At 27.8% G+C, this 21,184-nt stretch carries 24 protein-coding genes and 1 tRNA gene; 2 read left to right on the forward strand and 23 right to left on the reverse strand.

Annotation, left to right across the window (positions count from 1 at the left end):
- Genes JL105_RS05685 through JL105_RS05740 form a run of 12 tightly spaced genes read right to left on the reverse strand, consistent with a single transcriptional unit; the run spans position 1 to position 11,098 of the window.
- Positions 1-720, reverse strand: coding sequence for a Stp1/IreP family PP2C-type Ser/Thr phosphatase (locus JL105_RS05685; RefSeq protein WP_132027130.1), 720 nt, complete (start codon positions 718-720; stop codon positions 1-3).
- A 23-nt stretch (positions 721-743) separates the two neighbouring features.
- Positions 744-1,787, reverse strand: a complete 1,044-nt coding sequence (rlmN, locus tag JL105_RS05690) for a dual-specificity RNA methyltransferase RlmN (protein WP_132027128.1) — start codon at positions 1,785-1,787, stop codon at positions 744-746.
- Positions 1,788-1,845: 58 nt separating this feature from the next.
- The gene (rsmB, locus tag JL105_RS05695) at positions 1,846-3,183 is read right to left on the reverse strand and encodes a 16S rRNA (cytosine(967)-C(5))-methyltransferase RsmB (protein WP_132027126.1); all 1,338 of its coding nucleotides are present in this window, start codon (positions 3,181-3,183) and stop codon (positions 1,846-1,848) included.
- Positions 3,184-3,237: 54 nt separating this feature from the next.
- The gene (locus JL105_RS05700; RefSeq protein WP_132027124.1) at positions 3,238-3,912 is read right to left on the reverse strand and encodes a zinc metallopeptidase; all 675 of its coding nucleotides are present in this window, start codon (positions 3,910-3,912) and stop codon (positions 3,238-3,240) included.
- Between the two features lie 20 nt (positions 3,913-3,932).
- Positions 3,933-4,862 (reverse strand): methionyl-tRNA formyltransferase, encoded by a 930-nt coding sequence (gene fmt, locus JL105_RS05705; protein WP_132027122.1) that lies wholly within the window; start codon positions 4,860-4,862, stop codon positions 3,933-3,935.
- 11 nt (positions 4,863-4,873) lie between these two features.
- A complete protein-coding gene (def, locus tag JL105_RS05710) occupies positions 4,874-5,338 on the reverse strand; it encodes a peptide deformylase (RefSeq protein ID WP_132027120.1) in 465 nt (154 codons plus the stop codon).
- Positions 5,339-5,349: 11 nt separating this feature from the next.
- Positions 5,350-7,836, reverse strand: a complete 2,487-nt coding sequence (gene priA, locus JL105_RS05715) for a primosomal protein N' (RefSeq protein ID WP_132027118.1) — start codon at positions 7,834-7,836, stop codon at positions 5,350-5,352.
- 50 nt (positions 7,837-7,886) lie between these two features.
- On the reverse strand, positions 7,887-9,095 hold the full coding sequence (gene coaBC, locus JL105_RS05720; protein WP_132027374.1) for a bifunctional phosphopantothenoylcysteine decarboxylase/phosphopantothenate--cysteine ligase CoaBC: 1,209 nt from the start codon (positions 9,093-9,095) through the stop codon (positions 7,887-7,889).
- Positions 9,096-9,104: 9 nt separating this feature from the next.
- Complete coding sequence (gene rpoZ / locus JL105_RS05725) at positions 9,105-9,314, reverse strand: DNA-directed RNA polymerase subunit omega (RefSeq protein WP_132027116.1); 210 nt, start codon at positions 9,312-9,314, stop codon at positions 9,105-9,107.
- A 1-nt stretch (position 9,315) separates the two neighbouring features.
- Positions 9,316-9,927: a guanylate kinase gene (gene gmk, locus JL105_RS05730; RefSeq protein ID WP_132027114.1), complete on the reverse strand. Its 612-nt coding sequence runs from the start codon at positions 9,925-9,927 to the stop codon at positions 9,316-9,318.
- Positions 9,928-9,939: 12 nt separating this feature from the next.
- Positions 9,940-10,206 carry an extracellular matrix/biofilm regulator RemA gene (gene remA, locus JL105_RS05735; protein ID WP_132027113.1) on the reverse strand — a complete coding sequence of 89 codons (267 nt, stop codon included), beginning with the start codon at positions 10,204-10,206 and terminating at the stop codon, positions 9,940-9,942.
- Positions 10,207-10,219: 13 nt separating this feature from the next.
- A complete protein-coding gene (locus tag JL105_RS05740; RefSeq protein ID WP_132027111.1) occupies positions 10,220-11,098 on the reverse strand; it encodes a YicC/YloC family endoribonuclease in 879 nt (292 codons plus the stop codon).
- A 386-nt stretch (positions 11,099-11,484) separates the two neighbouring features.
- On the opposite strand from JL105_RS05740, the gene JL105_RS05745 reads away from it, so the two are divergent.
- A complete protein-coding gene (locus JL105_RS05745; RefSeq protein WP_132027109.1) occupies positions 11,485-13,263 on the forward strand; it encodes an Rqc2 family fibronectin-binding protein in 1,779 nt (592 codons plus the stop codon).
- A 5-nt stretch (positions 13,264-13,268) separates the two neighbouring features.
- On the opposite strand, the gene pyrR is transcribed toward JL105_RS05745, so the two are convergent.
- The 11 genes from pyrR to JL105_RS05800 all read right to left on the reverse strand — a co-directional run bounded on the left by pyrR (position 13,269) and on the right by JL105_RS05800 (position 20,945).
- Positions 13,269-13,808 (reverse strand): bifunctional pyr operon transcriptional regulator/uracil phosphoribosyltransferase PyrR, encoded by a 540-nt coding sequence (pyrR, locus tag JL105_RS05750; RefSeq protein ID WP_132027107.1) that lies wholly within the window; start codon positions 13,806-13,808, stop codon positions 13,269-13,271.
- Positions 13,809-13,817: 9 nt separating this feature from the next.
- Positions 13,818-14,726, reverse strand: a complete 909-nt coding sequence (locus JL105_RS05755; protein ID WP_237722222.1) for an RluA family pseudouridine synthase — start codon at positions 14,724-14,726, stop codon at positions 13,818-13,820.
- A gap of 10 nt (positions 14,727-14,736) precedes the next feature.
- Positions 14,737-15,192 (reverse strand): signal peptidase II, encoded by a 456-nt coding sequence (gene lspA / locus JL105_RS05760; RefSeq protein ID WP_132027103.1) that lies wholly within the window; start codon positions 15,190-15,192, stop codon positions 14,737-14,739.
- A 202-nt stretch (positions 15,193-15,394) separates the two neighbouring features.
- Positions 15,395-16,177: a bifunctional 3-deoxy-7-phosphoheptulonate synthase/chorismate mutase gene (locus tag JL105_RS05765; protein WP_132027101.1), complete on the reverse strand. Its 783-nt coding sequence runs from the start codon at positions 16,175-16,177 to the stop codon at positions 15,395-15,397.
- Positions 16,178-16,299: 122 nt separating this feature from the next.
- On the reverse strand, positions 16,300-16,902 hold the full coding sequence (locus JL105_RS05770) for a DivIVA domain-containing protein (protein ID WP_132027099.1): 603 nt from the start codon (positions 16,900-16,902) through the stop codon (positions 16,300-16,302).
- A 14-nt stretch (positions 16,903-16,916) separates the two neighbouring features.
- Positions 16,917-17,711 carry a YlmH family RNA-binding protein gene (locus JL105_RS05775; RefSeq protein ID WP_132027372.1) on the reverse strand — a complete coding sequence of 265 codons (795 nt, stop codon included), beginning with the start codon at positions 17,709-17,711 and terminating at the stop codon, positions 16,917-16,919.
- A gap of 5 nt (positions 17,712-17,716) precedes the next feature.
- On the reverse strand, positions 17,717-17,983 hold the full coding sequence (locus JL105_RS05780) for a YggT family protein (protein ID WP_132027097.1): 267 nt from the start codon (positions 17,981-17,983) through the stop codon (positions 17,717-17,719).
- Between the two features lie 28 nt (positions 17,984-18,011).
- Positions 18,012-18,464 carry a cell division protein SepF gene (locus tag JL105_RS05785; protein WP_132027095.1) on the reverse strand — a complete coding sequence of 151 codons (453 nt, stop codon included), beginning with the start codon at positions 18,462-18,464 and terminating at the stop codon, positions 18,012-18,014.
- Positions 18,465-18,475: 11 nt separating this feature from the next.
- Positions 18,476-19,171, reverse strand: a complete 696-nt coding sequence (locus tag JL105_RS05790; RefSeq protein ID WP_132027093.1) for a YggS family pyridoxal phosphate-dependent enzyme — start codon at positions 19,169-19,171, stop codon at positions 18,476-18,478.
- A 13-nt stretch (positions 19,172-19,184) separates the two neighbouring features.
- Positions 19,185-20,489 carry a biotin/lipoyl attachment domain-containing protein gene (locus JL105_RS05795; protein ID WP_132027091.1) on the reverse strand — a complete coding sequence of 435 codons (1,305 nt, stop codon included), beginning with the start codon at positions 20,487-20,489 and terminating at the stop codon, positions 19,185-19,187.
- Positions 20,490-20,567: 78 nt separating this feature from the next.
- On the reverse strand, positions 20,568-20,945 hold the full coding sequence (locus JL105_RS05800) for a hypothetical protein (protein WP_132027089.1): 378 nt from the start codon (positions 20,943-20,945) through the stop codon (positions 20,568-20,570).
- A gap of 114 nt (positions 20,946-21,059) precedes the next feature.
- Between JL105_RS05800 and JL105_RS05805 the strand changes: the two genes are divergently transcribed.
- Positions 21,060-21,136, forward strand: a tRNA-Pro gene (locus JL105_RS05805).
- The last annotated feature ends 48 nt before the right edge of the window (positions 21,137-21,184 follow it).

Raw genomic sequence — 21,184 nt, forward strand, 5'->3', positions numbered from 1 at the left:
CTAGAATTTTATAGCTATAACGGTAATATTATCATACCCACCTTTGTCATTTGAAAGCTTTACTAATTTATCACATATAGTTTGAACATCATCATAAAGCTTTATGATGTTTTCTATTTCATAATCTTCCACCATATTAGTCAAACCATCAGTACTTAATAAAAGTATATCACCTTTGTTTTTTGAAATTATAGTTATATCTACTTCTATATCTTTACTAGTACCTACTGCTCTAGTAATTATATTCCTTTGGGGATGGTACCTAGCCTCTTCCTTACTAATACTCCCATTTTTTATAAGTTGTTCTACAAGAGAATGATCTTCTGTTATCTGTGTTAATTCATCATTCCTATAAATATATGCCCTGCTATCACCTACATGACCAACAAACACTTTGTTCTCAAATATATAGGCTAAAGTAACAGTAGTGCCCATGCCTGAATAATCATCATCTTTAATGGAATTATCATATATTATCTCATTAGCTTTATAAATAGAATTTCTAATTTTATCCATTATATACTCGTCGTCATTGATTATATCTATAGGGTCATTTATAAAGTCATTGCTAATTATCTCAACAGCCATACCACTTGCGACTTCTCCAGCTTTATGCCCACCCATACCATCTGCTATAATAAACAAAGGGTAATTTGCATAATGAGCATCTTGATTATTACTCCTAATCTTCCCAGCATCTGTTTTTACGCCAATTTCCATATAATTCACCTCACATAAAACTTTTAGTTAGTATCCTTGGTGATATATCTTCTCCTCAATTGCCCACAAGCACCATCAATATCTTTTCCCATTTCTCTTCGAATGGTAACGGGAATGTTTGTCTTCATCAATTCATCCTTAAATTGCATAATACTTGAATTCGATGATCTATTTTTATCAAATTCTTTAATTGGATTCAATGGTATTAAATTTATATGACAATTTAAATTACTCAATATATTTGTTAATTGAAGTATATCTTTAATTCTATCATTGACACCTTCTATAAGGGTGTACTCTATAGTAATTCTTCTATTGGTTTTATTACTATAATATCTACAAGCTTCTAATATATCATCAATAAAATATTTATTACTTATAGGCATCATTTTCCTTCTTATTTCATCAAAGGGTGAGTGAAGAGATATAGATAAAGTTATTGGAATCTTTTCTTCAGCTAATTCATATATCTTAGGAACAATCCCACAAGTAGATAAAGTTATATTTCTATAACTTGTGTTATGTCCCTTTTCGTCATGTATAATTCTTAAAAATTTCAATACATTCTCGTAATTATCCAAAGGCTCACCACTACCCATCAGCACTATATTATTTATCCTTATATTTAAATCCTTTTCCATCGTATAAATTTGATTTACCATTTCACTTGGTAATAAATTTCTAATTAACCCATTTTTGGTAGATGCACAAAAAACACAGCCCATCTTACAACCTACCTGAGTTGAAATACACGCAGTCCAGCCATGTTCATATTCCATGACTACTCCTTCAATAATATTATTATCCTCTAATAAAAACAAATATTTTTTAGTATTATCTAATTTAGAATCAAATCTTTTAAAAATTTCTAAGTTATTAATCTTTCCTATATCCTGAAGCTTGTCCTGCATTTTTTTAGAAAATACAGTTATTTCTGAAATATCACAACCCTTATTGCTATGGATATAATTAAACAACTGTTCCCCTCTATATTTTTCTTCACCAATTGAATACATAAACTCTTTAAGTTCTTCTAAAGTTAAACTATTTAATTCTATTTTGCTCAAAAAACCACCTCATATATATTCTTAATTAAATATTATACCATAATTAATGAAACATTAACTATAAATCTTTTATTATTTTAGCAATAAAAAAACCATCAGTACCATGTATATGTGGGAAAAGCTGAATATATCCGTTTTTAGACTCTTCCATATGCCTTTTATCACAAATTAAATTTTCAAAACTTAATAACTTAAAATCATCATTTTCATTTAAAAATCTACCAATTACTTTTTCATTTTCATCCTTTGAAATAGTACAAGTGCTATATATTATTATTCCTCCAGGCTTAACATATTGTTTAGCATTATCTAATATTTTAAACTGTATTTCTTTTAATTTATTAATATCCTCTTCTTTTCTATTCCATTTTATTTCTGGTCTTCTTCTAATTATTCCTAATCCAGAACAAGGAACATCTGCAATACAATAATCCATCTGTCCTATTAATCTATTATCTAACTTTGTTGCATCATGAATTTCTGTATCTATTATATTTATTCCTAATCTATAAGAATTTTTATTAATCAAATTAAGTTTATGTTCATAAATATCCCAACATTTAATATATCCTTGATTCTCCATAATTTGTGCCATATGGGTAGCCTTTCCTCCAGGGGCGCTACATAAATCTAATACATTACTTTGTTTCTTAGGATTGGCTATCTGAGCCACCAACATACTGCTTTCATCTTGAATTATAAAAAAACCTTGTTTAAATTCTTCTGTTTCTGTAATTCGCGTTGGATTTTCAATAACTATTCCATCCTTCGCATATTTTGTTTCATAAACAATATATCCATAATTTTTTAATCTATTTAGTAATTCATTTCTATTTATCTTTAAAGTATTTACTCTAATATTCAATAAAGGCTTACTATTATTAACATTACATAATTCTTCCACAAAATCATATCCATAATCATCAATCCATCTTTTAAGCATCCATTTTGGATAAGAATACTTTATGGATAGATAATTTAAATTATCCTTTTCATCAATTTGTTTAAATCTCTCCTTGTTTCTAGCAATATTTCGCAACACTCCATTTATAAAACCACTAACACCTTTATGACCATGTTTCTTTGATAAATTAACTGCTTCATTTACTGCAGCACTATCAGGTATTTTATCCATAAATATCATTTGATATACACCAATTCTTAATATTTCCAATATTGTAGGATGAATTTTCTTTAACTTTATTTTAGAGGCTTTGGATATTATATAGTCAATATACAAACGGTTTTCAACTACTCCATACACTATTTCTCTAATCAAATTTTCATCCTTTATAGAAATCTCATTTGTCAAATGTTTGTTTATAGAATAATTAGAATAGGCACCTTTTATATTTATATCTTTAAGAATATTTAATGCAATTTCTCTAGCATTCAATTTCAATTCCTCCTATAAAATTATTTTGCCTGGAATTTCCCAGGCAAAATAATTTTAGTCTCTTCTTCTATTTGACATACTCAATAAACGCAGCAATTGACCAATAGCTACTAAAGTAGCTGCTACATAAGTTAAAGCTGCAGCACTTAGAACTTCTTTAGCAGCACTTCTCTCTTCATTCAAAATTATTCCATTATCTTCTAATTGATATAATGCTCTTTTACTAGCATTATATTCAACAGGTAATGTAATTACTTGAAATAACACTATAGCTAAATATAACATTACACCTACTTCAAATAAAAAAGGTTCAATTAAAAGTCCAAGTAAAATAAATATCCAAACAAATCTTGAGCTTAAACCTACTATAGGTGCTATATTGTTTCTTAAAATTAACGGAAAATACCCTTCACTATGCTGTATCGCATGTCCTGTTTCATGAGCAGCAATAGATACAGCTGCTATAGAATCCCCATTATATACATCCCTAGATAGTCTAATTACCTTAGTTCTAGGATCATAATGGTCAGTTAATTGCCCTCCTACAGACTCTATTCTAACATCATATAATCCATTTCTATCTAATATCATTCTAGCCACTTCTTTACCTGTATATCCTGAACGATTAGCTACCATTAGATACTTATTAAAAGAAGCAGAAACTTTAATCTGTGCATAAGTAGCAAATAGTAATGCTGGGAAAAGAAATAACATCCAATTATTATACATAATAAGCTCTCCTCTCTAATTTAATTTAATCTTATATTAACATCAAATTCATTCCCTTTCAAATATTCTGAAACATGAAGTTTCCTTTTTCCTGGAAACTGTAAAACTTCAATAACTATACAACTGTCTGAACAATTTACAAATATTCCTTCATCTGAAACCTTCACAACAACTCCATTATCTGCATCCGAAAATTTTTCAATTTTTTTAGCCTTATGAATTTTTACATTTTTACCTTTATATATTGTATATGCAGAAGGCCAGGGTTTTAAACCTCTTATCAAATTGATAATTTTTTCACCATTATCATTCCAATCAATTTTACCAATTTTTTTAGATAACATAGGTGCATAGGTTGCTAAACTGTCATCTTGTGGTATCTTTACTATTTTATCATTTTTTAAATCTTCTAAAGTTTCTATAATAAGTTGCCCACCTAATACAGAAAGCTTATCGTGGATAGTTTGAGAATCATCACATTCTTCAATAGGTATAGCTCTAGCTTTTAATATATCTCCTGTATCCAAACCTTCATCCATTTCCATTATCGTAACCCCTGTCTCCTTTTCGCCTTTAATAATAGCCCAATTAATAGGTGCTGCCCCTCTATATTTAGGAAGAAGAGATGCATGAACATTTATACATCCATATTTAGGAATATCTAATATATCTTTCTTCAATATTTGTCCATATGCAGTAACTACAATACAATCTGGGTTTAATGCTTTTATTTTATTAATTGATTCATCAGAATTAATATGTTCTGGTTGATAAATATCTAAATTTAATTCTAAAGCTTTTTCTTTAACAGGTGTAGGCAATAGCTTTTTGCCTCTTCCTTTTGGTCTATCTTTTTGCGTTACCACTAATAAAATATTATGCCCTTCATTATACAAGGATTCCAAAGTAGGAACTGCAAATTCTGGTGAACCCATAAATACTATATCCAATATATCACCTCCTATTCCTCATTTTCAGCTACAACTTCCTCTATCATCTTATCAATAAATAATATCCCATCAAGATGGTCAATTTCATGACAAAGAACTTTTGCTAACAACCCAATCCCTTCAATTATATTTTCTTCCCCTGATATATCTAAATATTTTACTTTAACTTTTTCAGGTCTTTTTACTTTTCCAACTTTATTTGGAACACTTAAACATCCTTCAACATCTATATCTTCGCCTTCTTCATATATTATCTCAGGATTTATTAATTTTAAAGGCCCATCCCCTATATCTATTACAATAGCTCTTCTTAAAACTCCTACTTGAGGCGCAGCTAATCCAACTCCTTCCTCTTTATACATAGTATCTAACATATCTTCTAATAATATTTTTATTCTATCATCTATTTTAGTTATTTTTCGTGATACCTTTCTTAATAGTGGATCACCATAATATCTAATTTGTCTTATTGCCATATATATACCTCCTACATAATAGAATTAGGGTTAATGTCTATATTAAATTTAATTCCTTGATAATCCAATTTATATTTATTTAGTATGCATACCCATTCTACAATTCTTTTTAAATCTTCCAATTCATCATCTTTACATTTAATCAAAATTTGATATCTATAATTTTTCTTTATCTTCTCTAATGGTGCAGGATAAGGACCTATTATATTCTTTTTAAAATCCTTATAATTTATATCAAATGCTTCATTTAATAAATGTTTATAAACTTCTTTTGATCTATTCATTACCAGCTTTTGATCTTCTCCATATATTATTATAGATATTATGTTAACAAAAGGTGGATATTTAAACTCTTCCCTCAGCAGTATTTCTTTATTGTAAAAAGATATATAATCATGTTCTTTAGCACATTGAATACTATAATGTTCAGGAGTATATGTTTGAACTATGACTTTACCTTCATAATCACCTCTACCAGCTCTACCGGCTACTTGAGTTATCAACTGAAATGTCCTCTCAGGTCCTCTAAAATCTGGCAAATTTAAGCTAGTATCTGCTGCTATTATTCCTACTAAAGTTACATTTTCAAAATCTAAACCCTTTGCCACCATTTGTGTTCCAATCAATATATCAATTTTTTTATTTTGCATATCCTTAAGTATAGATTCATAACTTCCTTTTTTAGTAGTAGTATCCATATCCATCCTTTTAACTACTGCATTTGGAAACATTTTTTTTGTATAGTTTTCTACTTTTTCTGTACCAATTCCAAAATATTTGATATATTTACTATTACATACAGGGCATATATTAGGTGGATTAATAGCTAATCCACAATAATGACATTTTAATTTATTGTCCTTCATATGATAAGTCATAGCTATATCACATGAATTACATTTTACTACATATCCACATTGTCTGCAAGAAACAAAAGTAGAATAACCTCTTCTATTTAAAAACAAAATAGTTTGTTTATTATCCCTTAGATTTTTATCTATTGCTTTATATAGTGCTTTGCTAAATATTGATTTGTTGCCTCGATTAAGTTCATCTCTCATGTCTATTATATTTACTTTAGGCATTTCAGAAGAATTTATTCTTTCATCTAAGTATAATAATTTAAATTTACCATTTTTTGCTTTATAATAACTTTCAATAGAAGGTGTTGCAGAACCTAATATTAAACAAGCACCTGTCTGTTCACATCGCTTCTCTGCTACTTCAATAGCATGGTATTTAGGATTCATGCTGGATTTATAAGTATTTTCATGCTCTTCATCTATTACAATTAATCCTAAATTATTAAAAGGTGCAAATACAGCAGAACGTGCTCCTACAGCTATTTTTACTTTACCTTCTTTTATTTTTCTCCACTGATCAAACCTTTCTCCATTGGACAATTTACTATGAAGTACTGCTACATTATCTCCAAATCTCCCTACAAATCTTTCAATAGTTTGAGGAGTTAAAGCTATTTCAGGTACTAATATTATACTCTCCTTCCCAAATTTAAGCATTTCTTCTACTAGATGAAGATAAATTTCGGTCTTACCACTTCCTGTTACTCCATGAATTAAAAATTTTTTATCTTCTTTCTTACCTTTAATACTATTCATTATTTCATCTACACATTTTTTCTGTTTCGGAGTCAATAATTGTCTTTTATATTTAGGTATATTTCCTTTAATGGGTGTTCTATATACTTCTTTATTATAAATATTTATTATACCTTTATCTTCTAATGCTTTTACTGTAGATAAAGAACTATTGGTTTTTTTCATCAATTCCTTTAAAGAAATATCTTCTCCTTTCAATGATAATAAATATTTTGCTATTTCTAATTGTTTATAACATCTAGTTCCTATTATATTTACCATATCATCATAAGAGATGGATTTGTTCTCTAAAGAAACATATTTTTCATACTTTTTCCCCACTAAATTTTCAATTTCCAATGTAGTTTCAATTAATCCCTTATCTTCTAAAGCCTTTATAGCACTATTAATATTAGAATTCTTAATATATTCTTTTATAGTTTCCAATTTTAAATTATTACCTTTAATTTTTAATAAATTTATAATTTTTTGTTCTAAAGAATTAAGTTTATAATGTTTAAGTTTAAATGTATCCTTAATAGAAACTATAGTTTGAACTTCCTTGTAATTACCTGGAGGCAATACAACTTGAAAAGCCGATAGATATGAAGAAAGATATTCTTTTGACATCCACAAACTCAATTCAATTAAGTCTTTAGGTATTAAAGGTTTATCATCTATAATATCTATGATACTTTTTAAATTATATTTATTATCATAATCTTCTTCAATTGATACAACTATTCCCTTAACAATTTTATTTCCTCTACCAAAAGGAACTAATACCCTCATACCTTCTTGTAACATATCAAGCATACTAGATTTAATAATATAGGTATAAAGTTTATCAGTACTTGTTGCTTTATTATCCACTATAACTTGTGCATACTTTTTTTTCATACCATCAACCCTTTTAAATTTAAATATTAAAAGCTAGATTACCCAAATATCTAGCTTTTAATATTTAACATAGTACATACCTTATCCAACACAATTTTTGCAACTTGATTTTTATCCAATATAGGATAATCCTCTATATTACCTTCTTTATCTATTATAGAAACTATATTTGTATCAGATTTAAAACCCGCACCTTCTCTAGATATATCGTTTGCTACTATAAAATCTAAATTCTTTTTTATTAGTTTCTCTTTTGCATATTGAATTAAATTGTTGGTTTCTGCAGCAAATCCAACTACTATTCTATCCCCTTTTATTTTACCAAAATGAGAAACTATATCTGGATTTCTAACAAGCTTTATATTCAATTCTTCCATTCCTTCTGAATCCTTTTTTATCTTCTCCTTCATTACTTTTTCAGGTCTATAATCTAAAGGTGCTGCAGCTTTTATCAACACATCACAGGATGAAAAATGCTTTTCTACCGCATCAAACATTTCCCTAGTAGTATTAACTCTTACAACCTCAACACCAGCTGGAGGCTCTATATTAGTAGGACCAGCTATTAATACCACATCTGCCCCCCTATCTCTAGCTTCCTTTGCTATATTATACCCCATTTTCCCGCTAGAATGATTAGTTATATATCTAACAGGATCTATAGGTTCCATAGTTGGACCAGCAGTTACTACTACCTTTTTACCTACTAATTGTTTATTATTAAAATAATTTATTATAAACTCTACTATCTCTTTAGGTTCAGCCATCCTACCAATACCATAGGTTTGACATGCTAGTAAACCTGTGCCAGGATCAATAAATTCATATCCTAATTTTTTTAAAAAATTTATGTTTTCTTGCACTATAGGATTCATATACATATTGGTATTCATAGCTGGGGCGAATACAACTTTAGATTTAGTTGCCATTATAGTAGTAGTTAAAAGATCATCAGCTATACCATTGGCAATCTTTCCGATGATATTTGCAGTTGCTGGTGCAATCAAAAACATATCTGCTCTTTCTGCTAAAGAAATATGTTCCACATCATAGCTTTTAGGTTCATTAAACATCTCTATATATACAGGATTTGATGATAAAGTCTGAAAAGTTAAAGGAGATATAAACTTTGTTGCATTTCTGGTCATTATAACTTCTACATTTGCTTCTTGTTTTTTTAATCTGCTAACTACATCGGCAACTTTATAAGCTGCAATACCTCCTGTTACTCCCACTATAATATGTTTATCTTTAAGCATTTTTTTCACCTACTTATACCCCTTAATTTCAGGTCTTCTATATTTTATTTTTTCTTGCAACATTTCTTCAATAGCAATACTTATAGGCTTAGTAGACTCTGTTTCAATAAGAGGTTTTGCACCATCTACTATTTCTCTTGCCCTCTTAGCTGCTAACATTACCAATGTATATCTACTATCGCCAAGCTTTGAAAGCTCATTAAAAGATGGATTATACATGTTATCCCTCCTGTATGTTTATCTTTTTAAGAATATCCTTATGCCTCTTTACCTTTAATTGTTCAGCTGATATTATAGCTTCTATTTTTTTTACTGCATTATCTACTTTATCATTAATAACTAAATAGTCATATTCATCAACAAACTTCAACTCTTCAAGTGCATTTTTAAGCCTTAAATCTATATCTTCTTTTGTTTCTGTTCCTCTTTTAACTATTCTATTTTTTAATTCTTCCATAGAAGGAGGCAATAAAAATATAAACACCCCTTCAGGATAAACCCTTTTAACCTGCAATGCTCCTTGAACATCTATCTCTAGTAAAACTATTTTTCCTCTTTCTATATTATCCAACACAAATTTTTTAGGAGTACCATAACGGTTACTATGAACATAGGCATGTTCTAAAAACTCTCCATTCTTCACCATATCATCAAATTTTTTATCATCTATAAAAAAATAATTTTTCCCATCTACCTCCCCTATTCTAGGTTTTCTAGTAGTTGCTGATACTGAAAATATTAAATTATCATTTTGCTTCAATAATTCTTTGCATATAGTTCCTTTACCACAGCCAGAAGGTCCTGATATTACCACTAAAAATCCCTTAGACATAATTCTCATCTCCTAATCTAAATTTATCTTATCAATGGATTTCCCATTTAATCTTTGAGCTACTGTTTCTGGCTGTACCGCTGATAGTATTATATGATCACTATCAGTTACTATTACTGCTCTAGTCCTTCTACCACAGGTAGCATCTATCAATATCCCCTTATCCCTTGCTTCTTGTATAACTCTTTTAATAGGAGCAGAATCAGGGCTTACAATTGCAATAATTCTATTCGCTGATACAATATTACCAAATCCAATATTAATTAATTGTATTGACATATAATCCCTCCATTTATTCTATATTCTGTACTTGTTCTCTTATCTTCTCTAATTGACTTTTTATGGCTACCACACAATTAGAAATCACCAAATCATTAGCTTTAGAACCTATGGTATTAATTTCTCTATTCATCTCCTGTATTAAAAAATCTAACTTTCTGCCTACAGGTTCTTCATCCTCTAAACTTTCCTTAAATTGCTTTATATGAGATTTTAGTCTAATAACCTCTTCATTTATATCACTTTTATCGGCAAAAAAAGCTACCTCATAAGCAAGTCTTTCTTCATCTATATAATCTACATTTAAAATTTCCTTTATCCTTAGTTCCAACTTTTTCTTATAATCTTTGACCACTAAAGGAGATCTTTCTTCTATCTTTTCTATTATATCATACATAACATCAAGTTGAGTTTCCAAATCAGATTTTAATATTAATCCTTCTTTTATTCTCATGTTTATCAAATTATTTAATGCTTCTTCCACTGCTAAATTTAAACACGCCCAAGTCTTATCTTCATCTAACTCTTTCCTTTCAGTTTTTACTATATCTGAAAAATTTAGTATATGAGATAGTTTTACATCATCTAACATGCCCAATTTATCTATCAAATCATCTAAGGCATTTTTATAAGCTTTTGCCAACAGCAAATCCACTTTTACTTCTATTGCTGAATCATCTATGTATTCCAAATTTATATATACTTCTATTCTGCCTCGACTAATTTTATTTTTAATACATTCCTTAACTTTTTCTTCTAAATAATTTATATGCTTTGGCATCTTTAATACAATATCGTTATATCTATGATTTACACTTCTAATTTCCACGTTAAAATTGTGAATTTCATCAGAAGACTCTCCTCTGCCAAAACCAGTCATGCTTTTTATCATTTATATCCCCTTCCCATCATAGAATATCATATCAAATTATTTATCCCTGTCAATAAAAACTTGAATATTACAAATTCATATCTATGAATATGAATTATACAATTAATTAATAAAATAGTCTATAATTTGTTACATTTTTTTAATATTTACAGAATAAGTGGAAAGTTTACTCCGTTATATATAGAATGATAGTATTAATTTAATTAAAAAAATAAAAAATATAATTATTTCATACATAAAATAGTTAATAACATATATGCAATATGATATTATATAGTTGTAGAAAATAAATATAAAAAAATAAAACATTTAAGGAACTAAACAAATTTAATCATGAAAATTCCAAATTTGAATTTTATAATGAATCAAAAAATGGAGGAATGTATATGTCATTAGATGGTATAGTCACAAGAGCTATTGTAAAAGAATTAAATGATAAAATATTAGGTGGTAGAATAGACAAAATATATCAACCTGAAAAAGATGAAATATTGTTGAATATATACAATAATGGGAAAAATCATAAGCTTATAATATCTTCTAGTAGCAATAATCCTAGAATTCATTTAACCAATCAAGCAAAGACAAATCCCCCAAATCCACCTATGTTCTGTATGCTCCTTAGAAAACATTTATCTGGGGGAATAATATTAAACATAGAACAATTTCATATGGACAGAATAATATTTATAGACATTAGTTCCATTGATGAATTAGGCGTATCTAAACCTAAAAGACTAATAATTGAAATAATGGGTAAACACAGCAACATTATCCTTATAGAAAAGGACAATCTAAGCATAGTAGACTCTATAAAAAGAGTCCCTGAAAATGTAAGTCGAGTAAGACAAGTTTTGCCAGGATTAAAATATCAACTTCCACCTTTACAAAACAAAATAGACCCATTAAATTCAAATAGAGAAGACTTTTATAATTTAATAGTTCAAGTTAAACCTAAAACTTATATATATAAGTTTTTCTATACGAATTATATGGGCTTAAGCCCCTTAATAAGTAGAGAAATATGTTTTAATGCTAATATAGATATAGATAGACCTGTTGGCAGTTTAACCGCACAAGAAAAAGAAATATTATTAAATACATTTATGTCTATGATAACTAAAGTAAAAGAAGAGAAATATACTCCAGTACTAATACATGACCCTATAAAATCTGGTTACAAAGCCTTTCATGCTTTAGATATAAAACAATTTGGTAATTATAAAAAAGAATATTTAGATTCTATTAGCAAGGTATTAGATAAATTCTATTTAGTAAATGATACAATAGATAGAATTAAACAAAAATCTAATTCTATAAGAAAATCCATCGAAAATAAATTAGAACGTTCTTTAAATAAATTATCTAAACAGAAGGAAGAACTATTAAAATCTAAAGAACGAGAAAAATATAAAATCTATGGAGATTTAATATTAGCAAATGTACACAAAATAGAAGAAAGAGCTAAACAAGTAACCTTAGAAAACTTTTATAGTGAAGGTATGGAATTGATAAATATCCCATTAAACCCTAAATATTCTCCTGCTGAAAATGCACAAAGGTATTATAAAAAGTATTCAAAACTTAAAAATGCTCATACATTATTATTAAAAGAAATTCCTAATACTGAAGAGGAAATAGAATATTTGGAAAATGTGTTAAACAGCATAGATAATTGTACTGAAATAATAGAACTAGAGGAAATAAAAGAAGAATTGATAAAAGAAGGCTATTTAAATCCTCATAAAAAAAAGCAAAATAAAAAAAATGATAATATTAAATCAAAACCTCATCACTATATATCTTCAGATGGTTTTCATATATATGTAGGCAAAAACAACAGGCAAAATGAATATTTAACTTTGAAAATGGCTAATAAAGATGATATATGGCTTCATGCTCAAAAAACACCAGGTAGTCATGTTATAATAAAAAAGGATAGAAAATCAATTTCTAATACTACTTTAGAAGAAGCTGCATTATTAGCAGCATACTACAGTAAAGCTAGACATTCCAACAATGTTGCTGTGGATTATACAGAAAAGAAAAATGTAAGAAAACCTAAAAATGCTAAAACAGGCATGGTCATATATGAAAATTTTAATACAGTATTTGTTACTCCTGAATATAGCAAAGTTCAAAAACTAAAAAAGGTAGAGGATTAAGCCTCTTACCTTTTTTCTTTTATTATAACTTGATCTATTTTATCAATTTCTTTAAATTTCACACTTACAATTTCTTTTCTCGAGGTTGGAACATTCTTACCAACGTAATCAGGTCTAATAGGTAATTCTCTATGTCCTCTATCAATTAAAACTGCTAATTGCACCTTTCGTGCCCTTCCCATATCAACAAGAGCATCAAGAGCAGCTCTAACGGTTCTACCTGTAAATATTACATCATCAACTAATACTATTATTTTATCATTAATATCTATATTTGCATTTGCTTTTTTAACTATAGGGTCTTCTTGAATCTCTGTTAAATCATCTCTGTACAACGTGATGTCTAAGGTTAATACTGGTACATCTTTCCCTTCAATTTGGCTAATTTTATCTGACAATCGATAAGCAAAAGGCACTCCCCTAGTCTTTATTCCCACTAAAATTAAATCATCAACACCTTTATTTCTTTCAATAATTTCATTAGCTATCCTTGTGGTAGCCCGTTGTATAGACTTTTCATCTAATATTATTGCTTTGGTTTTCATTTGTATCACCTACCTATTTCTCTTTTCTAATATTTGTATAACTCTATTAAACTCTTCAGGTAATTTAGCCTCAAACTCCATATACTCATTAGTTCTTGGATGATAAAACCCTAATCTACTAGCATGAAGTAATTGAGATTTTATCCCAAATTCATTCTTTCTATTAGTATATATAGGATCTCCCACAATTGGATGATTAATATAAGCCATATGAACTCGTATCTGATGCATTCTACCAGTTTCTAATGAAACTTCTACCAATGTATATCCTTTAAAAATATTTAAAACACGATAATAAGTTATAGCTTCCTTCCCATTTTCATTAACAACAGCCATTCTTTTTCTATTAACTGGATGTCTGCCTATAGGTGCATTTATTACTCCTTCTTTTTTAAATAGTTCACCATGTACTAGACCTGTATATATTCTCTTAACCTTATGCTTTTTTAATTGTTTTGTCAATATCATATGAGAATAATCATTTTTAGCCACCATTAATAAACCTGTAGTATCCTTGTCCAGTCTATGTACGATTCCAGGTCTTAAATCCCCATTAATAGATGAAAGATTTGATACATGATATAAAAGTGCATTTACTAATGTTCCTCTTGGATTTCCTGGAGCAGGGTGCACCACCATGCCTTTAGGTTTATTAACTACTAATAGATCCCTATCTTCATATATTATATCAATAGGAATATCCTCTGGTATAAGTTCTAACTTTTCAGGCTTAGTAATTTCTATGTGTATATGATCTTCCTTATTGATTAAATAACTAGGTTTTACTTGTTTTCCATTAACTAAAATCAATCCTTTTTTAATCATCTTTTGTATATAAGACCTTGAAACATCAGGTATCTTTTTTGAAAGATAATAATCTATTCTTTCATTATAATCCTTGTCTACATATATTTCCATTAAAGCCTCCTTACGCTTCATACCTATCCAACAACACCATTATAACTATTAAAAAAGTTCCTATAACTATAAACGTATCCGCTATATTAAAAACAGGAAAATCGTATCCTTTACCAATTCTAATGCTAATAAAATCCACCACATAACCTAATCTAATCCTATCGATCAAATTACCTATTGATCCTCCCAATAACATAGACAATGCTATTTGCATAATTTTGCTCAAATTATAAGGGTTTTTACACAAGAAAAATACAATACTTATAATGACTATAGAAGTAACTATAATGAAAAAAATCTTTCTATTTTGTAGTATACCAAACGCTGCTCCATAATTTTCAACATAATATAATTGTAAAAAATCTTCTATAATCACAAAAGAGCTCTTACCTTTCAAATATTTTACAGCTAGGTACTTTGTAATTTGATCTAATACTATAACTAATATTGTAATTAAATACCACAAATTTATATCCTCCTTCTATTATTTAATTATAATAATATTTTAAATGATAATTGAAATTATTACAATAAAGATAAGTTTTTTAACAATAAAAAACGCTCTAATAAATATGATTTTAGAGCATTTTTTATTTTAACCTTTTTTAATTATTAATATGTCAATAATAGTATCAACAAATTTATATTATAAGAACAATAAGGATTATCTATTCTTCACTATATACGAGGTTTTCCAAGCGATTCATCTCTACCACTAGATTTTCAAATTCTTCAAAATTTAACGATTGGAATCCATCAGATAAAGCTTCTTCTGGTTTTGGATGAACCTCTACAATAATTCCATCTGCACCTAATATAAGTGCTGCTTTCGATGCTGGCAAAATTAATTCCCTTCTTCCTGTACCATGACTTGGATCTACAATTACCGGATATTTTGTAAGGCTTTTTAAAATAGGAACACTCATTAAATCTAAAGTATTCCTAGTATAATTTTCAAAGGTTCTTATACCTCTTTCACATAATATTATATTTTTATTTCCCTCTAATGCTATATATTCCGATGCTTTAATCCATTCTTCTATAGTAGCACTCATACCCCGTTTTAATAATACAGGCTTATTTGTCCGTCCAACTTCCTTTAGTAAGGAATAATTTTGCATATTCCTTGAACCAATTTGGTATATATCAATATAATCATAAGTTAAATCAATATCTCTAGGGTCAACTATTTCAGAAACCACTTTGAATTCATAAACAGTTTTTATATCTCTTAATATCTTTAACCCTTCCATGCCCAATCCTTGAAAAGAATTTGGATCTGTTCTAGGTTTAAAAGCACCACCACGTAAATATTTAATTCCTAACTTTTTTAAAAATTTACCTATACATTGCATTTGTTCATAACTTTCAATTGCACAAGGTCCAGCAATAATAATAAACTGTCTCTGATTAAAAATTGATTCTTCATCTATATTTATATCTTTTATCATAAACATTCCTCCAATTATCCAAATCCATTTCCTCAAAACTTTCTTATATTTCTTATAGTATAATATACAATATATATTGTAATTACAAATTTATATGTTTGTCAACATAACAAAATTGAGGGCTAAGCCCCCAAGTCATCAAGATTTTCATCCATATTGCTTTCTTCTACTTCTACTTCTACTTCTGCTTCATCTGTTATTTTTTCTTCTTCTTTCGCATCTTCTATTTTATTATCATTTTCATGAGTAAGTTCCTTCATATTTACATCTTTTTTCTCAATTTTAGAATAAAATTCATCCAATGTCATTAATTGAGCCTCTATAAAAGATTTGTAACGAGTTTTGAATATAAATATCTCTTTCATTAAATAATCATATTCTTTTCTAATATTTATTACTTCTTCATTAGCATCATCAATTAATTTTTTACAAGTTCTTTCCGCATCTTCAATAATAATCTCTGCCTTTTCTCTTGCTGCACTTATTACTTCATCAGCAGTACTCTGTGCTACAATCAAAGTTTCTTTTAATGTCTCTTCTAAATTATTATACTGTTTTATTTGTTCATTTAATACAAGTATTTTATCTTTAAGCTCTATATTTTCTCTATATAATCTTTCATAATCATCTATAATCTCATCCAAAAATTGATCTACTTCTGATTCCTTATAACCTCTAAATGATCTGTTAAATTCCTTGTTTTGAATGTCAAGGGGTGTAATCATCGCATTCACTCCAATTATATTAATAGTCTAATTTTTATTCTTATTCTTCCCTTTCTACTAAATCCTTTTATGGAATCTAATATAAATCTTCCATACCCTTTTACTGAAACTATATCCCCTTTTGAAACTTCTCTATAAACTTTATCTATAGGTTCCCAGTTTACTTTTACATTATTTCTTTTAATTAGTTTTTGACTGTCTTGTCTAGACAAATTCCAACTACCACTTATTAGTGCATCCAATCTCAAAGAAGAAACTGTAATATAAATTTCTTTGTAATTCACATTCCCTTTTTTTATATCTGTTAAAGGAATTTGCATTACTTTAATTTTTTCATTTCCAATTCTTTCTAGTGAAATAAATATATAATCTGATATTTCATTTTTAACTATGATTTGAGTATAGTTCTTATGTATTAATATATCCCCTACTTTTTCTCTATTTATTCCTAAACTAAGTATACTTCCTAGAAAATCTCTATGGGAATATCTCCCAACATAATCATATATCATAAATCCACATATAGGTATATCTTCTTGTTTAAATTGATAGTAATCTGGATATATAACAAAAACCTTTCTCTCTGCTTCCTCCAACCCTCCTAACTCACAATAAGTTATTTCTTGAAAATGATTCAAAATAGACTGAGCAAGTCTTCTTTCATAGGGATCATAAAAATCTGTAGATTGTATTTTATGAGTATTCATAACTATTTCAATTTTATCCAATATCCTACACATGTTCATTATCTGATTTTTGTCTTTTATGTGAGATACAAGCTTGTCCTTATCTAAATTCAAACAAATCACCATCTTTAAATAAGTATTGCTCTTAAAATACTTAATATGACTCTTAATAGTAATACTGCAATTAAAGGAGAAAAATCAAACATTCCTGTATCTATTCCTAACTTATAAATAAGTTCCCTTATTGGAGCTAATATTGGTTCTGTCATCTCATATATAAATCGTCCTATTGGATTATAATAACCTATTCTTAAAAAAGAGAATATTATTCTTATAACTATTAATAATTCAATAATATCAAATAAAATACTAATTGCTCTATATAATGTAAACATCTAATTACTCCTTATCTATCTATATTATTTACCAGTGAAAAACGCCTCTATTTTTTAATTCATCTCTTATATTACCATCCAATTCTACATTGCTAGGAGCTAAAATAAATATATCCTTACTAACTTTTTGCATCTTTCCATCTAACGAATACAATCCTCCACTAATAAAATCAAATATCTGTCTTTTTATTCCAGGCTCTAACTCTTCCAAATTAACTACTACAGTTTTTCTTACTTTTAAATCATCAATTATTTTAGGTGCATCTTCATAAGTTAAAGGTTCATGCACAACTATTTTCATATTTCCCGCTGTATGAATATTCACTACTTTATTATTCATCTTTTTAGTTTTTGCAGTAATGGGCGGTTCTTCTAATTCATCATATAATTCGTCATATAATTCATCTTCGTTATAATCTTCATCTATGTCTAAATCATCAATTCCTATAAAATATTTAAATTTATCCATTAAACCTGCCATATAATTCCCTCCTAATAATTTCTTTTTCCAAATAATCCTGTCCCAATTCTTATCATATTGGAACCTTCTTCTATGGCAACTTCATAGTCATTGGTCATTCCCATAGAAAGTATATCCATTTTAACATTTTCATAATTTCTATCCTTAATCATTTCACTTAATCTGCGTAAATCTCTAAAAACCCACCTCACTTCTTCTGGATCCTCTACAAAAGGAGCTATTGTCATAAGACCTTTTACTTTAATATTCTCATATTTAGATATCTCTTCAATAAAAGGAATAACTTGATTAACTCTAAGACCATATTTACTCTTTTCCTCAGCTACATTAACTTGAATAAGTGTACTTATGTTTAAATTGCTTTTTTTTGCCCTTTTGTCCAATTCCCCTGCAAGAGATAATCTATCTAAGGAATGAATTAAAGATACCTTATCGATTATATACTTTACTTTGTTGGTTTGTAAATGACCTATCATATGATATTCTACTTTCTCACCTATAATATCGTACTTTTTTATTAATTCTTGAACTCTATTTTCACCAATTTTGTATAGCCCAGCATTAATTGCTTCATTTATTTGTTCAATTCCAACAGTTTTAGTAACTGCAATTATATCTACATCATCATCTGTCCTTCCTGATTTTTGTAAAGCTCTATTTATATTTTGTTTTATCATTAATAAATTATCCTTAACAGTAATATCCATTCCCCCCTTGAGGTCATTCAATTATACTTCCGTCTTTGACATTTTTAGTATTTAATAAAATTTCATCAAATATGGATATAGTTTTAACTAATTTATCACTTCCTTTTAATTTTATTTTATTGTTTTTATCCCCATTACTTACATAAACAAATTTGTCATCTTCAGCTAAAATTTCTATTGGTTTAAATTTAATTATACCACTAATATCCTTAGTATAAACTCCTTTTATACCATCTTTTTCAACCACACATTTAATGGGTAATTTATATGCCTCATGTTTATATTTTATTATACTTACATCTATAAACCTCTTATCATAATAATCATAAAAATCAGTATTAAATTTACAAAGGATTGTCCCTTTATTTCCATCTTTATTTATATTTTTTATTATACCTTTTATTTCCTTATTATTTTTATCTGAAGTAATAGTAATATATTTTCCTACTTCATAATTTGATACATCTTTCATATTATCAATTTTTATTATCATATACCATTCTAAATTATCAATAATTTTAAAAATAGGCTTTCCATACTCTACATCCTTGGGCTTCTCATTTGAATTTTGTTTATTTGAAGCTTCCTTAAAATCTGAATATGTGTATTTTTCTTTATTATTAAACGAATATATATCCTCAAATTCATCAATAATATAAGATACTATTCCTGATTGCTTAGAATAATAATCAATTGTATTACTTGTAATCTGTTGAAGTAACTCATCTCTGCTTTTCTCTAAACTTTCAACACTATAACTAATCAAAGTATCTTCTCCTGATATTTCCCTTTGTTTCCCATAGTATAAAGACAATTTTCCTTTTAATACTTCAACTTTCTCATAGTTCTTGTCTGCAATTGAATTTTGAATGGCTCTTATTGTTTCATCTAAACCCTCTTGAACTTTATTTTCATCTATTTTAATTATTTCATTATCTTTTTCAGTTTTAGTCAATATATCAATTTTCTTATTTAATTCATTTAGCTCTTGTTTTAATGTAGAAGTTTCATCTAACATACTAAGCTGTGCTATTTTAATACCTGATGGTACTCTTTCTCCTTCGTCAACATATAATTCTAATGTTCCATTTCCATCAGCATAATATACATTTTCTTTTTTTATTATAATTCCTTTGGTTTCAATTTTGTCCTCTATAATAGTTGATTCTGGAAATATAGATTTTGAGGTAACCCCAAATAAAGATGGAATACTTCTAAAAAATAAGTATATAAATATAAAAGATACTAGAAAAAGCCTCCCTATATTTCCCCTTTTCTTTTGTTTTTTTCTTTTCTCTTCACGTTCTTTTAGTGACATAAAAATCATCCTTACTAAATAGTATACTATATAATTTCTACATTGATCAGTGTATTCCTTCTATGAAGAGTAAAAAATTTAAATTTTAAAAAACTTACCGTACTTGCTTATTATTTTAAATTTCAATATATTATCTATGTTTAATTTCTTTATTTCATCATCATGAGTTACCATTAAAATAGACCTTTCTTTTTTAATTGCTCCAATCATTATTCCATCAATTTTTTCCTTTGCAACAGTAATAATTCTTACTTCATCCCCTGATTTAACCCGAGCTCCATCCAATATAAATTCCTTCATATCTGCTTTTTCTAAGTGTTTTTGAGTTACAGATTTTTTGTTTATAACTATAATATTATTTTTTAAATAAATTTTTTCTTTTAGTACAGATAATACATAACCTATTACATTAATGACAAATATTATAATTAACAATTTTTGTATATGTTTAAGCAAAGTAAAACCTACCTCCAACTAATATTTTATGTATATTAAGTATACCATAATTAACTTATTGATTAAACTACTTTACAAAATTAATATTTTGATATATAATAATATTTACTAATTCGGGATGTAGCCCAGTCAGGTAGGGCACAAGTCTGGGGGACTTGGGGTCGCTGGTTCAAATCCAGTCATCCCGACCATGTAAAAATGGGGTGGAAACAAAAGTTTCTACCCCATTTTAATACTTA

The organism is Keratinibaculum paraultunense, from assembly GCF_016767175.1.
Lineage (GTDB): Bacteria > Bacillota > Clostridia > Tissierellales > Tepidimicrobiaceae > Keratinibaculum > Keratinibaculum paraultunense.